The sequence below is a fragment of the Prevotella melaninogenica genome (assembly GCF_013267595.1).
GTDB lineage: Bacteria > Bacteroidota > Bacteroidia > Bacteroidales > Bacteroidaceae > Prevotella > Prevotella melaninogenica_D.
In genome coordinates this window covers 1,623,028-1,636,828 of sequence record NZ_CP054011.1, presented here as the reverse complement: position 1 = coordinate 1,636,828, position 13,801 = coordinate 1,623,028, and the positions used below count along the sequence as shown (strand labels likewise).

The 13,801-nt window shown below is 38.9% G+C and carries 9 protein-coding genes; 3 read left to right on the top strand and 6 right to left on the bottom strand.

What is annotated here, in order from left to right; translation table 11 throughout:
• Positions 1-668: 668 nt before the first annotated feature.
• The 5 genes from FIU21_RS12030 to FIU21_RS12010 all read right to left on the bottom strand — a co-directional run bounded on the left by FIU21_RS12030 (position 669) and on the right by FIU21_RS12010 (position 7,980).
• The gene (locus FIU21_RS12030) at positions 669-1,715 is read right to left on the bottom strand and encodes a ribonucleotide-diphosphate reductase subunit beta (RefSeq protein WP_004358967.1); all 1,047 of its coding nucleotides are present in this window, start codon (positions 1,713-1,715) and stop codon (positions 669-671) included.
• Positions 1,716-1,805: 90 nt separating this feature from the next.
• Complete coding sequence (locus FIU21_RS12025; RefSeq protein ID WP_004358968.1) at positions 1,806-4,325, bottom strand: ribonucleoside-diphosphate reductase subunit alpha; 2,520 nt, start codon at positions 4,323-4,325, stop codon at positions 1,806-1,808.
• A gap of 1,154 nt (positions 4,326-5,479) precedes the next feature.
• Complete coding sequence (locus FIU21_RS12020; RefSeq protein ID WP_004358969.1) at positions 5,480-6,100, bottom strand: hypothetical protein; 621 nt, start codon at positions 6,098-6,100, stop codon at positions 5,480-5,482.
• A 59-nt stretch (positions 6,101-6,159) separates the two neighbouring features.
• On the bottom strand, positions 6,160-7,209 hold the full coding sequence (locus FIU21_RS12015) for a glycosyltransferase family 9 protein (protein WP_004358970.1): 1,050 nt from the start codon (positions 7,207-7,209) through the stop codon (positions 6,160-6,162).
• A 165-nt stretch (positions 7,210-7,374) separates the two neighbouring features.
• Positions 7,375-7,980 carry a DUF4254 domain-containing protein gene (locus FIU21_RS12010; RefSeq protein WP_004358971.1) on the bottom strand — a complete coding sequence of 202 codons (606 nt, stop codon included), beginning with the start codon at positions 7,978-7,980 and terminating at the stop codon, positions 7,375-7,377.
• Between the two features lie 993 nt (positions 7,981-8,973).
• Between FIU21_RS12010 and FIU21_RS12005 the strand changes: the two genes are divergently transcribed.
• The 3 genes from FIU21_RS12005 (at position 8,974) to rnc (ending at position 11,615) form a co-directional block, all read left to right on the top strand.
• A complete protein-coding gene (locus FIU21_RS12005) occupies positions 8,974-9,210 on the top strand; it encodes an acyl carrier protein (protein ID WP_004358972.1) in 237 nt (78 codons plus the stop codon).
• Between the two features lie 88 nt (positions 9,211-9,298).
• Positions 9,299-10,561, top strand: a complete 1,263-nt coding sequence (gene fabF / locus FIU21_RS12000) for a beta-ketoacyl-ACP synthase II (protein ID WP_004358973.1) — start codon at positions 9,299-9,301, stop codon at positions 10,559-10,561.
• Complete coding sequence (gene rnc, locus FIU21_RS11995; RefSeq protein ID WP_004358974.1) at positions 10,551-11,615, top strand: ribonuclease III; 1,065 nt, start codon at positions 10,551-10,553, stop codon at positions 11,613-11,615. Before fabF ends, rnc begins: the two co-directional genes overlap by 11 nt.
• Before the next feature lie 588 nt (positions 11,616-12,203).
• Here the strand turns inward: rnc and susR are convergent.
• Entirely contained in the window at positions 12,204-13,799 is a 1,596-nt protein-coding gene (gene susR, locus FIU21_RS11990; RefSeq protein ID WP_004358975.1) for a SusR family glycan utilization regulator, read from the bottom strand.
• Between the last annotated feature and the right edge of the window lie 2 nt (positions 13,800-13,801).

Sequence of the window (13,801 nt, the reverse complement as noted above, 5' to 3'; positions counted from 1 at the left end):
GTAAAACTTCTCTAAAACTGCATTAATAACCTTGTGGATATCCACATAGAAGCTTCTTCTTCTGTTCTTGTGTGGATATCCACAGAGTTATAAAATAGTTATCAACATAGTTTTCCACAGAATTATCAACAGTTATTAGTTCAATATCTGTATAAATATTGTTTAGTAAATGTTCCCTTATAAAGGAATCATTCGTGTTTTACGATGTATTATAATAGCTCTAATTAGTCTATATGTCATCTTTAAACGTTGTGTTGATGCTCCGCACATAGTGTGCGGAGGGTTAACATTAATGGTGTTATGTGTTAATTACGTTGCAATAGATTGGTAATTGTAAAGCAACTTATGATTATTGAAGAGACAAAATACCAAAAGTAAAGAGAATATAGTTGATGTCTTTCATGGTTATAGTTCGTACTTTGGATAAAAAGAAATTCACAATTCAGAATCAAAATTACTATTCATAGGTATTATTATCTTTAGGATTTTCCCTTCATAACACCCAAAATAAGTAATCATAATTATGAATTGTGAATTATCAATTATGAATTAAGACTACTCTTCATAGCTAATGTTATATTTAGGATTTTCCCTTTCATAACAGCCAAAATAGGTAATCATAATTATGAAATGTGAATTATGAATTCTGAATTAATTATGAATTAAACTTACAAGTCATCAATTAATGCAGTACTCTTGGCATAAGCTGTACTCTTAGCTTCGAAGAAGTCGGTCTTTACCATATTAGCATTTGAATACTGACCAACCCACTTCATGTTCTCTGGTTCCTTTTGGTTGTCGTCATAGAGGAAACCGAAGCCAAGTCCAGACCAGCGAAGATTACCCAAATAACGGATGTAATCAGATACCATCTGAGCGTTAAGACCCTGCACATCGTTGCCGATAACGTATTGACCCCATGCTATCTCCTGACGTACACCCTCACGCATCATATCCTCATAAACCTTTATCTTCTCTGGAGTAAACATATCAGGCTCCTCTTTCTTCAGCTCAAGAATAATGCTACGGAACAACCATAGATGCGTATTCTCATCTCGGTTGATATAGCGAATCTCCTGTGCAGAACCCGACATCTTACCATTTCGGCTGAGATTATAGAAGAACATAAATCCGCTATAGAAGTAAATACCTTCAAGGATGAAGTTAGCAATGAGTGTTTTCATCAAGCTGAACTTATCTCTTTTCTCATGGAACTCATTGTAACAGTCGCCAATAAACTTATTACGGTTCAAGAGGTGCTCATCGGTCTTCCACTGATAAAGAATGTCGTTACGCTCTTCAGGACTACAGATAGTGTCGAGCATGTAGCTATAACTCTGACTATGGATACACTCTTGGAATGCCTGAATATGCAGACATAGGTTTACCTCGTTTGCAGTGATATACTCACTAAGGGTTGGGAGGTTATTGCTCTGAAGCGAATCAAGGAAAACAAGGAAGCTCAGAATTTTATCATAGGCTGTACGTTCAGCCTTTTCAAGACGTGGATAGTCCTTAAAGTCTTGTGAAAGATTGATTTCTTCTGGAATCCAAAAGTTATTCATTGCCTGTCTGTACCAGTCACTTACCCATGAATACTTCATATTATTGAAGTCATTCAAATTAGTAGTATTGCCACCAATCATTCGTCTCAAGCGCAATTCTATATCGCCTGAAGGATTGAATAAGGTATTACGTTTTAATTGATTGTCCATTATTTCTTATTTATTTACTCTATCATTCTTCTAATATTTAGCAAGAGAGGTAATCATAATTCTGAATTATGAATTGTGAATTCTGAATTATTATGATGAGCAGCTCTCACACTCTTCCACCTCTAATGACTTACTACGCACATAGTAGATAGTCTTAACACCCTCTTTCCAAGCAAGTAAGTAAAGGTCGAGAATCTGGCGCATTGTGAAGTCATTGGTGATATAGAGGTTCATACTCTGTGCCTGGTCGATATGACGCTGACGTACACCAGAAGCACGAACACTCCATTTTTGGTTGATAAGATAAGCACTCTTATACATCCAGTAGGTCTCATCTGAAAGCTCAGGAGCAACACGTGGAAGCATACTTCCTTTCTTCTCTTCTAAGAAGAAACGCTTCATAATTGGGTCTAAGCCGGCTGTTGTACCTGCAATAATACTTGTACTGCTGGTTGGTGCGACTGCAAGAAGATAAGCATTGCGCATACCCTGCAAGGCAACTGTCTTACGAACATCCTGCCATTCAGCACTATCATAACCACGCTTATCAAAGTAAGCACCCGTTTGCCAGTCACTTCCTTCAAAGAACTGATAGCTTCCTTTCTCCTTAGCAAGGTTTGAGCTGGCAAGAATAGCTGCTCGGTTGATAGTCTCGAACACCTTATCCATAAACTGCAGATGCTCCTCACTCTCCCACTTGATGCGACGTTTAGCAAGAGCATGGTGATAACCACTAATACCCAAGCCAATTGAACGATAACGCTGGTTGGTAAGCTGTGCATAAGGAACAGGATAGAAGTTAAGGTTGATAACGTTGTCGAGTGCACGAACAACGGTTGCCACCTTTTCTTTCATCTTTTCCTCATCCTCCAATGGAAGTCTACCAAGTGACAAACTTGCCAAGTTACATACTACAAACTCACCTGGACGAGTAGTTGTAACAACAACAGTATCACCATCCTTTGTCTCTACTTCCTTAGATACTGTCTCAATTGGAGCCATGTTCTGAGCAATCTCAGTACAGAGATTAGAGCAGTAAATCATTCCCTTATGAGCGTTAGGATTAGCTCTGTTTACTGTGTCACGGTTGAATGTAAATGGTGTTCCGGTCTCAACAGCAGAACGAAGAACCAATCTAACAATATCCTTAATGCTAATAACACGACGTGAAAGACGCTGATCATTCACACAATCAAGGTACTTACGTTCCCACTCTTCGCCATAACAATCCTCAAGACAGTAACCCTTGATACGCATAATCTCGTTAGGACAGAAGAGCGACCAGTTCTGATTCAGGTCTTCTTCTGCCATCTTCCAGAATAAGTCTGGATAGCAAATTGCTGGGAAGATGTCGTGTGCCTTCATACGATCGTCACCGTTGTTGGTACGAAGTTGCAAGAATTCTGGTAGGTCTTTGTGCCATACATCTAAGTAAACGGCTACAGCACCTTGGCGCATACCTAACTGATCAACAGCTACAGCAGTGTCATTAACAAGTCTCATCCAACGGATAACACCACCTGCTACGCCCTTAAAACCACGGATATTACCACCTGTAGCACGTACCTTACCGAAGTACATACCCATACCACCGCCAAACTTGCTCACCTGTGAGAAGTTGTCCAAGCTACGATAGATACCATCCAAACTATCTGGTACGGTGTCAATGAAGCAACTTGAAAGCTGATGACTTGACTTACGAGAATTAGAGAGGGTAGGGGTTGCCATCGTTACTTCCAACTTACTGAGTAAGTCATAGATGCGACGTACCCATGTAAGACGGTCTTCTTTCTCTGGCATAGCAAGATGAAGTGCGATTCCAAGGAACATTTCCTGTACACGTTCAATCACTTTACCAGTGTAATTCTTTATAACATAACGCTTTAGAAGTAGATCAAGACCTGAATAATTAAGGAGTTTATTACGTTCAGGATCAATGAAAGTAGCAGCCTCGTTGATTTCTTCTTCACTATAGTTCTGAAGAATATAATCACCATAAAGTCCTTCTTCGGTCATATATTTAACCTTACGATAGAAGGTCTTGAGTCCCAACTCTTCCTCCAAACGGGTGATTTTCTTCTCAGAACGATAAGAAAGAATACGTGCTGAAATCATCTCCCATGCTGGAGCCTCTGGTGTTGTCAATTCTACAGCAGCCTTGATAAGTGCATCAATTGAGTCTTTCTGTGACATACCAGGCTTAGTGAAACTTGAGAACTTCTCCTGAAGAGTCACCATACTATAAGAACGCTCTCGGTATTCTCGTGCTACACTGTGCAATACATCAGCCAGCTCACGATCGTCAGCAGTCCACACAATGTAATTAATAGCTTGTCGCTGCTCATTACGCTGATAGCGGAAGAGAATATAATTCTTCGCTTCATCGTAATGACCATGTGCCATAAGACACTTCTCTACACGGTTCTGGATATCCTCCACAGTGCGCAGTTCAGGGTTCTCTTTGATGAACTGCTCTACTTCGCTTACCATTCCGGCTATCTCACTGTCTGAAATATCCTTTCCGGTGCTGATAAAACTCTTTTTAATGGCTATTGAAATCTTTTCGTTATTATAGACTTCTACTTCTCCATTACGTTTTGTTATATTCATTACTTCTTTTATAAAGTTTTCTATTTTGTACTACTTCAATTCGTTATTGAGACTTACTTATTTACGTATAAGTAACATATTATTAGTAACTTACGCCTTTTAGCGGGTTTTTGTATGGACAAAGTTAAGAAAAAAAAATGATATGATAGTTATCCAAAACGGAATATTTTGAGAACTTTCTAACTTTTAATTGTTATCCAAAATGGAAAAGAATTAAGTGCTATTTTTTGTTTAAAATTGAAATATTCTCAGCTGTTCAAAATCTTTATTTATTGCTTACAAAAAGCACTTATTTTGGTATTTAAAATTATAGTTTATGGTTTTATTAAACGAAATAAATGCCTATCACTTTTCTCCTAAAACCTGATTTATTATTTTTGTTATCTTTTCTTTATTTTCGATTGTCTATTGATTGCGACTTATTCTCATAAACATAATATCGCTAAAGACAATGATTAGAAGAATAAAGATAGATAAAGTAAGGAGAAAAGTAAGCCGCTTGATAGCTTTTTAAAGCTATAATTGTATTAAAAAATGGCTCTTCCGTTAAATATGTGGACGCTTTTCGTATTGCTTTAGCGTATGAACCATAGCTACTCATTAAACAAAAACTTGGCTAAGACAGTCAACATTCTATCCGATTATCATCCTTTTTCATTGAAAATCATTTATTTTTAGACTTCGAAAATACGCAGATAAAGATTTGAAAAATCATTACATAATTTCAAAGTAATCTTCTATAACTAACGCCAAAAACACATATAAGAAGCAATTTTGTAACCAACAGTAAATCAATTAGTTATAAAACGGTATGATGAAAGGTGCTTAATTGGACTTCAAAAGGGCGTTAGTAAGGGTCTTAAAGGGCACCTTTTGCAAGCTAATTGGGCGTCTTTTAGAAGCCAAAAGAGCATGTATTGGTTTTGAACTGCACGAAAATAGTTTACAAACTTCACGTAATAAGGGAATAAGTTGTTTGTAGAATACAGAAAGACATTGTACCTTATTACGTTTATCATGTAGTTTATTCCCCTTTATAAAACCATCTTATTGGAGGTAATTATACCATGTATGTGGATGAATCTCATTCTATTAACAATCTACGCATTTAACGGAAGAACCTAAAAAATACCCCTTATTGTTCCTTGATAAGCTTATTCATCTTTTGATGATTCATCCGTAAGCTTTGGAGCTTTGAACTTGACAACTGTTCTAAAACCACTGATAGGACTAATCTTTCGCTTTCTCATTTCGTCACTTGATAACAATGTAGCCTTATTGTCTTTGTGTTCAACAAGGATAAAAGCAAAATCCTCATAGTGTACACGTAGACTATCAGACACTATCTGATGGTAGGCTTTCCGGTATTTCTCCTGCTTCATAAAGGAATCTGAACGTGAGCAGAGGAAGACGATACGGTTGTCTATCTTGAAATAATGTGAAGGATACATATCATCAATAGACCATTCTCCACCCATAAACATATCGTAATAAGCTGGTTGGATAACAAAAACGTCACTGTTGATATAGACCCCATTTGTATAAACACCGTGGTCTTCATATCCATATCCACATTTAAGAATAAACGTACTATCCTTAGGATATTGCTTAATAAAACGATGAATACATCCCAAAAAGGCTGATTTCATCTCTGTGGTGTCAACAAGAACAAGACTGTCTAATGGATTATTGTCTGTTGATTTTTGACAAGTCTTATTACAACAGGAGGATAGGAGGGTAAGAAGAAAGACGAAGAAGAGTGCAGTTTGTTTCATACTTTTATGGTGTTGAAGTTTTATATCTTTATTCTTTAAAATCTTTCTATATTCTATTCCTACAGCAATCCCTCTTCAATACGCTGAATAATCTCTTCTGGAAGAATATTATTCATACAAGCGAAGTCACCCCGATGGCAGGGTTTGTTACCAAAGACAGAGCAAGGACGACAAGAGAGTGTATTGATTTGAACAGCATCTTCTTCCTTCTGTTGCCAACCCATAAAGCCACAATAAGGGTGGGTTGCGCCCCATACACTTACCACGCGTGTACCAGTGAGGGAAGCAAGGTGCATGTTAGCACTATCCATTGAGACCATAGTGTCGAGATGACTCATAAGGATGAGTTCCTTTTCGAGTCCTTTAAGGACGTTAGCAACGCAGAGACATTGTGGATATTGTGCTGCCCATTGGTTCAATACTTCTATTTCTTGTTTACCACCACCAAAGAGGAAGATACGCCAAGAAGGATGTTTCTCAGTAAGTTTTCGCACCACAAGTTCCATCTTTTCCTGTGGATACATCTTACCTGCATGGGCTGCAAATGGTGCTATACCTATCCATCGTTCCGATGGTTGCTTTACACCTATTATATTAGGGAGAAGCTGTAAGTCGCCACCTTCAGCTGGGAAGATACTCGTAAATTCAGGTTTAATAGGATAGCCTAATGCTTCGAGTACGTCAGCATAGTTTTGAAAAGAGGTAGGCTGCTGTATGAAAACCTTATTTTCTTCCCGACAGAGTAGCTTCTTTCCTTGCTTATGCTTATTGATATGTGCCACAGATTTGCCATCGAGAAGGAAACGTAAGCGAAGGAAACGGGTTCGAAGCACGTTATGGAAATCGGCTACAGCTGTAAATTGCTTTGCTACCAACCGACGGTAAAGTGCGTTAAGTCCTCTAAAACCTTTATATTCTTCTTTCAAATCGGCAGCCATAAAGTCGACATTTGGTGTTAAATGCTGAAAGAATGGCTGTGCAAAAGGACGAGAAAGCACACTTATTCTCACATCTGGATACTGCTTTGCAAACGAATAAACGATGGGAACTGTCATAGCAATGTCGCCCATAGCAGAGAATCGGATGATAAGAATATGTGGGGTTTTCATAGGCTAACAGAAATGAATAAGCAGGATAAAGAATAGAGGAAAAAGGTTATGATTGATAAAGATAAGCAATAAGATATGCTTATTCAATAACTAATAAAGCGCATTGATGTTTACTCTGAGCGAGTAATTACACCCCTCCCTATGCAGAGTGGGAGGGGCATCATATTATTTCTTGTTGTAAAGAATCGGATTGGTAGCAGGGTCGTTGTACATTTTCATCTGACGATAAACCTTCATGTACTTACGGCCATGTTCAATGTCATCGAGCAATTGGTCGATGGCAAGACTGAGGTCCTTCTGTTGTTCGAGGAGGATATTCAGCTTAGACTTACATTTCTTAATGTGCTCAGCTGAAGCATCCTTGCGCTCAGTCTGCTCCTTCATGTGATAAATCTTCAATGCAAGGATAGACAGACGGTCAACTGCCCATGCTGGACTCTCGGTGTTGATAGTCGCTTCTGGGAGTGGAGTCACGTCAGAGTAGAGCTGACGGAAATACGAGTCAATCTGCTCAACAAGGTCTGTACGGTCCTGGTTAGAGCGGTCAATACGATGCTTGAGACTCATTCCTTCGTCTGGGTTGATATGTGGGTCGCGGATAAGGTCCTCGAAGTGCCACTGTACTGTGTCAATCCAGCATTTCAGATAGAGACGGTTTTCAATGGAATCTCTGTCGTAAGGGTTGTTAATCGGCGTATCTACGTTGTCCGTAATATGATAATCACGGATTGCCTGATTGAAAATCTCGTTACAATGTTTTGTAAATGACATTCGGTTTTTATTTTTCTGTTTATTCTGCAAATATAAAGTAAATTCCTTAAAGGACAAAATAAAAACTCTTGTTTTTCATTGTTAATCGCTTAATCCCAAATCAGTCATGAGTGCCTAAACATATTTTATTTTCTTATTGAGTAGCTTGTCTGTCTTTACAATGTAGGAGTAGCGGCTATGTCAAGTCATAAAGACAGACAAGATGCGATAAGGAATATCCCTTCTAAGTGGATTTCATGCGCTTATAAGCTCCTCTGAATATGCCACATATCTATACAATAAGTTTATATTTCGGTTGCTGTCATTTTAACAATTAGTATTAACTAATTGTAAATTAGGTGTTTATAAGCTTATAGATAGTGACAGAAGTGACAGGAAAATCATCATAACGTACTAACTATCTATAAATGAAATCCATTTTCATCGCTTCATTCGGAATAGGAGAGGATAAAACTTCCTCCACACTAATGATATTTATGTAGACTTCAATTCCATATTTGTGGACGAGTTATAATTAACCTTTTAATCATCGTACGGAGGTTCAGCACATATGGTGCGGATGCTTAGCACGTATGGTGCGAACGCTTAACACCAATGGTGCGGATGCTTTATAAGCTTGCAAAAAGTAAACTATGCTTAAACTGTAAAAGGCAATTAAGAGTGTTTTACTATGTCGGATAGAATACGCATGATGAGTGACAATAAACAACATTATTGTATTTTCGTCTTAATAATAATAAGGTGTAGTAGTTTATAAAATCAGTTTAATTCCACGTAGTGGCATAAATAAAGTTTTGAATAATCCGATATAATTATTTGATTTATCGTACAATTAAGTGTAAAAACGCCCAAAAACATGCACAAAGCTATATGGTTTGTGCAATAGATAGTGTATTTTTAATAAAAAAACTTGCACACATGGAAAAAAAACAGTTCCTTTGCAGCGCATTTTGAATTTGGAAATCAATATTAAACATTTTAAAACTTACAATTATGTCAGAAATTGAATCAAAAGTAAAGGCTATTATCGTAGAGAAGCTCGGCGTTGATGAGGCTGAGGTAAAACCAGAGGCAAGTTTCACAAACGACCTCGGTGCTGACTCTTTGGATACAGTAGAGCTCATCATGGAGTTCGAGAAGGAGTTCGGTATTTCTATTCCAGACGATAAGGCTGAGAAGATCTCTACAGTAGGCGACGCTATCTCTTACATCGAGGAGAACGCTAAGTAAGGTTTACTCAAGATAAAAGTACCAAGCAAAGCGTATGTCTTTGCTTGGCTTTTTTTTTAACTTTACTTTTTTAATTTATATTTCACGCATGGAATTAAAAAGAGTAGTTGTAACAGGTCTTGGCGCCGTTACTCCATTGGGTAACACTCCAGAGGAGACTTGGCAGAACATGCTGGCAGGTAAGAGTGGTGCTGCTCCTATTACACATTTCGATACAACCCAGTTCAAGACGAAGTTTGCTTGTGAGGTAAAAGACCTTAACATCAATGATTACATTGACCGTAAGGAGGCTCGTAAGCTCGACCGCTACACTCAGTTGGCTATGATTAGTGCTATTCAGGGTGTTAAGGACGCTAACATCGACTTAGAGAAGGTTGACAAGAACCGCGTAGGTGTAATCTACGGTGTAGGTATTGGTGGTATTAAGACATTCGAAGATGAGGTGAGTTATTACGCACAGCATCCAGAGAATGGTCCTAAGTTCAATCCTTTCTTCATTCCGAAGATGATTGCAGATATCGCTTCTGGACAGATTAGTATGCTGTATGGATTCCACGGTCCTAACTATACAACAACATCTGCTTGTGCTTCTTCAACTAACGCTTTGGCTTCAGCATTCAACCAGATTCGTCTTGGGAAGGCTGATATTATCGTTAGTGGTGGTGCTGAGGCTGCTATTTGCGCTTGTGGTGTAGGTGGTTTCAATGCTATGCATGCACTTTCTACACGCAATGATGATCCAGAGCACGCTTCACGTCCATTCTCTGCAAGCCGCGATGGCTTCGTAATGGGTGAGGGTGCTGGTTGTCTTATCCTTGAGGAGTTGGAGCATGCAAAGGCTCGTGGTGCTAAGATTTACGCAGAGATGGTTGGTGAAGGCGAGTCAGCTGACGCTCATCATATCACTGCTTCTCACCCAGAGGGTCTTGGTGCTAAGCTCGTTATGAAGGCAGCACTTGAGGATGCAGGTTTGAAGCCAGAGGATATCGACTATATCAACGTTCACGGTACATCAACTCCTGTAGGTGATATTTCAGAGGCAAAGGCTATCAAGGCTTTGTTTGGTGATGCTGCTTACAAGTTGAATATCTCTTCTACAAAGAGTATGACAGGTCATCTCCTCGGTGCAGCTGGTGCTGTAGAGGCTTTGGCTTGTGTCATGTCTGTGAAGGAAGATATCGTTCCTCCAACTATCAACCATGAGGAAGATGATAAGGATCCTGAATTGGATTACAACTTGAACTTTACGTTCAACAAGGCACAGAAACGTGAGGTACGTGCTGCACTTAGCAACACCTTCGGTTTCGGTGGTCACAATGCTTGTGTTGTATTCAAGAAGTATGCTGAATAATATAATTGATAGAATAAAGCTCCCTTTCCGCAAGGAGAAGGAGCTTTATTTGTCTTTGTACCAAATTATCGGCATTATTCCTCACGATATCAGTTATTATAAGACTGCACTCTTGCACAAGAGCGTAGCGCGTCGTAACGCAAAGGGTAAGCCAATAAACAACGAACGCCTTGAGTTTCTTGGTGATGCTATTCTCGATGCCATTGTCGGTGACATTGTTTATGAGCACTTTCCAGGAAAGCGTGAAGGTTTCCTGACCAATACTCGTTCAAAGATAGTACAACGCGATACGCTAAACCGCCTGGCAAAAGAGATGGGAATCGGACAGTTGATTCTCTCTAACGGGCAGACGTCTTCGCATAACAGTTATCTGGGTGGTAATGCTTTTGAGGCACTCGTAGGCGCTCTCTATCTTGATCATGGCTACAATGCTTGTATGAAGTTTATGAAGCAACAAGTCCTTGGGAAGCTTATTAATATTGATAAGGTTGCTTACAAGGAGGTGAACTTCAAGTCAAAACTCATCGAGTGGAGCCAGAAGAACAAGGTCAATATGGAGTTCAAGCTGATTGAAAACCAAAAAGATAAACAGGGTAGTCCCACTTTCCATTTCCAAGTGATTATGGAGGGTATTCCATGTGGAGAAGGACACGGTTATTCTAAGAAGGAAAGCCAGCAAGAGGCTTCCAAACTTACGCTCCAGCGTTTGCGTCGTGAGCCCCAGTTTATAGATGAGGTTTTTGCCGCCAAAGCAAACCGTACAAAGATGGAAGAAGAACCAGTGCTCAATGTTCCTGAGACTTCACAGGACATGAACTTCATTGAAGGTTCTGAACCAAAGGTTGAGAAGCATGAGAATCCTTTCCAAACAGAGGTCTTTGATGAGAAATCATCGGCTGCTGATGAAGTGAAAGAAGAACTAACAGATTCCTCTGTTGAGGAAGAAAAGAAGGCTAACAATGAGGATTTTGACCTCTCTGATATTTCTCATTCTAAGTCTATTGACCGCGAAGCTATTATCGCTGCTGCTGAGGCAGAGGCTTTTGAAAATTAATAAATAGCGGTAAAAGAATTAATAAGACAGGCGTTTACAGCCGATGGTAAGTGATAATACCTATCACATTCATCATTTTCTGTAAACGCCTGTTGCTTTTTTGTTAGTATCTAATAAGGTACTATTTAAGGCTAATAAGCCTAATTATTTCTATTAGCCTAATAAACCTAATAAGGCTAATTGATCTAATTAGGCTAATAAGCCCAATAAGCCCAATAGGGCTAATAGCCTATTACTTTGTCATAATTTTTCACATCTTGATTTTTAAAAGCTGCTCTTTTGGCTCCTAAAAGACGCCCAATTGACTTGCTAAAGGTGCCCTTTAAGACTCTTACTAACGCCCTTTTGAAATCCAATTAAGCACCTTTTACCTTACTACTTTATAACTAATTGATTTCCTTATGGTTACAAATCTGTTTTTTGTATGTACTTTTGCCGTTATTTATAGATGTTTTATTTGAAATTATGTAATGATTTTTCAAACCCTTGTCTGTATATTTTCGAAGTGTTTAACCCCAATCAGTCATTAGATTACAATACACATTGTGGTTAATGACTGATTGGGTTTAAAAGCCTTCGAGTAGCTTTTTATATCTCCATGATAAGCCGTTCAAACTTATCATTATCAACGTGTGAACGGTTTTTTACACGTGTTTTATAGGTGTTAATGGTGTGTACAGAGTAGTTGAGGAAGGTAGCGATACGTTCAGAATCAGTGATACCCAATCGGATAAGAGCAAAGATACGCATCTCGGTTGTAAGTTGTTTCTTATCGAGTGGCTTCTGATCTGGTTCGTCAAAGAGTTCGTTGTATCGTTCGATGAAATGGGGGAAAAGCTTCAAGAAAGTCTCATCAAAATCCACAAACATCGACTTTCTCTCTTCTCCTAATTCACTCTCTTTTAATGAAGAACGCAAGTCTTCAAATCGATGCATAGATATCTTGCGGTCAATGGAACGATAAAGTTTCTCGACTTTATTGATATATTCTGAGTTGATATAGAATGACCTACCAATATATTCATCCTTGATTTTATTCACCTCCTCCAACTGTTCGTTCTTAACTTCTAACTGTTGGTTGCGTCGTGCGATAAGTGCTTGTGCCTTCTTCAGCTTTATCATTTGCCTACGGATAAACCATCCTGCCATCAACAAGCCAATGACAAAGAGGATGAAGATTATTGCAGTCATAGCAATAGCATTGCGTTGTCCCTGCATTATCTTGTATCTATCCTGTTCGATGATAGGTAATACGCTGCTAACCTCAATCACACGCTGTCTTGCTCCATAGAAGTTAGCGTTTGCGAGCGACTCTCTTACATACTCCGTAGCGTGCTGTATGTCTCCTTCTTTATAGAGAAGATTAGCCAATGTACAAAGGGCAGTAGTCTCTCTGACCACTCCTTCGTTGTCATATATGGCTGCCTGTGCAAGATAATCCATTGCCAAGTCATTCTCCTTTAGAAAGAGATAAATCCAGCCAATACAAGATGTAACAATGGCTTTGTGGTGCAAATCCACTCCCTTCTTCTGTAAGAACTGTTTGAAAGTATCAAGAGAAGCCTCGTATTTCCGTTCCTTCATCTGTTTCATTCCTACCGCATAGAGCCATTCTGTTGAGCCTGCTGGGAGATAATGAAGTAGGGAATCGGTATATATACCTGCTTGTTTCACGTATTGACTCTGGTAGGGTTCAGTGCGTGTATAGACAGATACGTCATAGTAAAGGCGTGATGCCATGGTGTAATAAAGCTTTCTTGTGTTGGGAGTAGTCCCTTCCGTTTGGATAGAATGTAGTTCGTTGAAAGCCTCTGTATATAATCCTGCAGACAAAAGACAGAATACTAAGTCGCAATATGCTTCAACTTCATAGTTAGGATTCTTCAATCTGCGTGCTTCGGAAAGGAGATGATTAGCATAGGCGTAGGCAGAATCATATTGATAAGATGAATATTCTTTGAATAACTGTCGGTCTATTTCGAATCTATCCTTCGCTGGAATCGTTTTCAAACGGTCCTTTAATCGTTTGATTTTCTCAAGTTTTTTATGTTCATAAAGTTTTTTCTTTTCTAAACTTTGGTCGAGTTGGTGTAGCCGTTCTTCCCATTTCTCATTATTCGCAGCACTGAATAAGGGGATAATAAGAAATAATAATGACAGATATATCTTCATAAGCGTATTCATCT

Bases quoted from the DNA above. Each gene is read 5' to 3' on its own strand.
- FIU21_RS12030 (WP_004358967.1), bottom strand. From the start codon at position 1,715: ATGGACAATCAATTAAAACGTAATACCTTATTCAATCCTTCAGGCGAT.
- FIU21_RS12025 (WP_004358968.1), bottom strand. From the start codon at position 4,325: ATGAATATAACAAAACGTAATGGAGAAGTAGAAGTCTATAATAACGAA.
- FIU21_RS12020 (WP_004358969.1), bottom strand. From the start codon at position 6,100: ATGAAACAAACTGCACTCTTCTTCGTCTTTCTTCTTACCCTCCTATCC.
- FIU21_RS12015 (WP_004358970.1), bottom strand. From the start codon at position 7,209: ATGAAAACCCCACATATTCTTATCATCCGATTCTCTGCTATGGGCGAC.
- FIU21_RS12010 (WP_004358971.1), bottom strand. From the start codon at position 7,980: ATGTCATTTACAAAACATTGTAACGAGATTTTCAATCAGGCAATCCGT.
- FIU21_RS12005 (WP_004358972.1), top strand. From the start codon at position 8,974: ATGTCAGAAATTGAATCAAAAGTAAAGGCTATTATCGTAGAGAAGCTC.
- fabF (WP_004358973.1), top strand. From the start codon at position 9,299: ATGGAATTAAAAAGAGTAGTTGTAACAGGTCTTGGCGCCGTTACTCCA.
- rnc (WP_004358974.1), top strand. From the start codon at position 10,551: ATGCTGAATAATATAATTGATAGAATAAAGCTCCCTTTCCGCAAGGAG.
- susR (WP_004358975.1), bottom strand. From the start codon at position 13,799: ATGAATACGCTTATGAAGATATATCTGTCATTATTATTTCTTATTATC.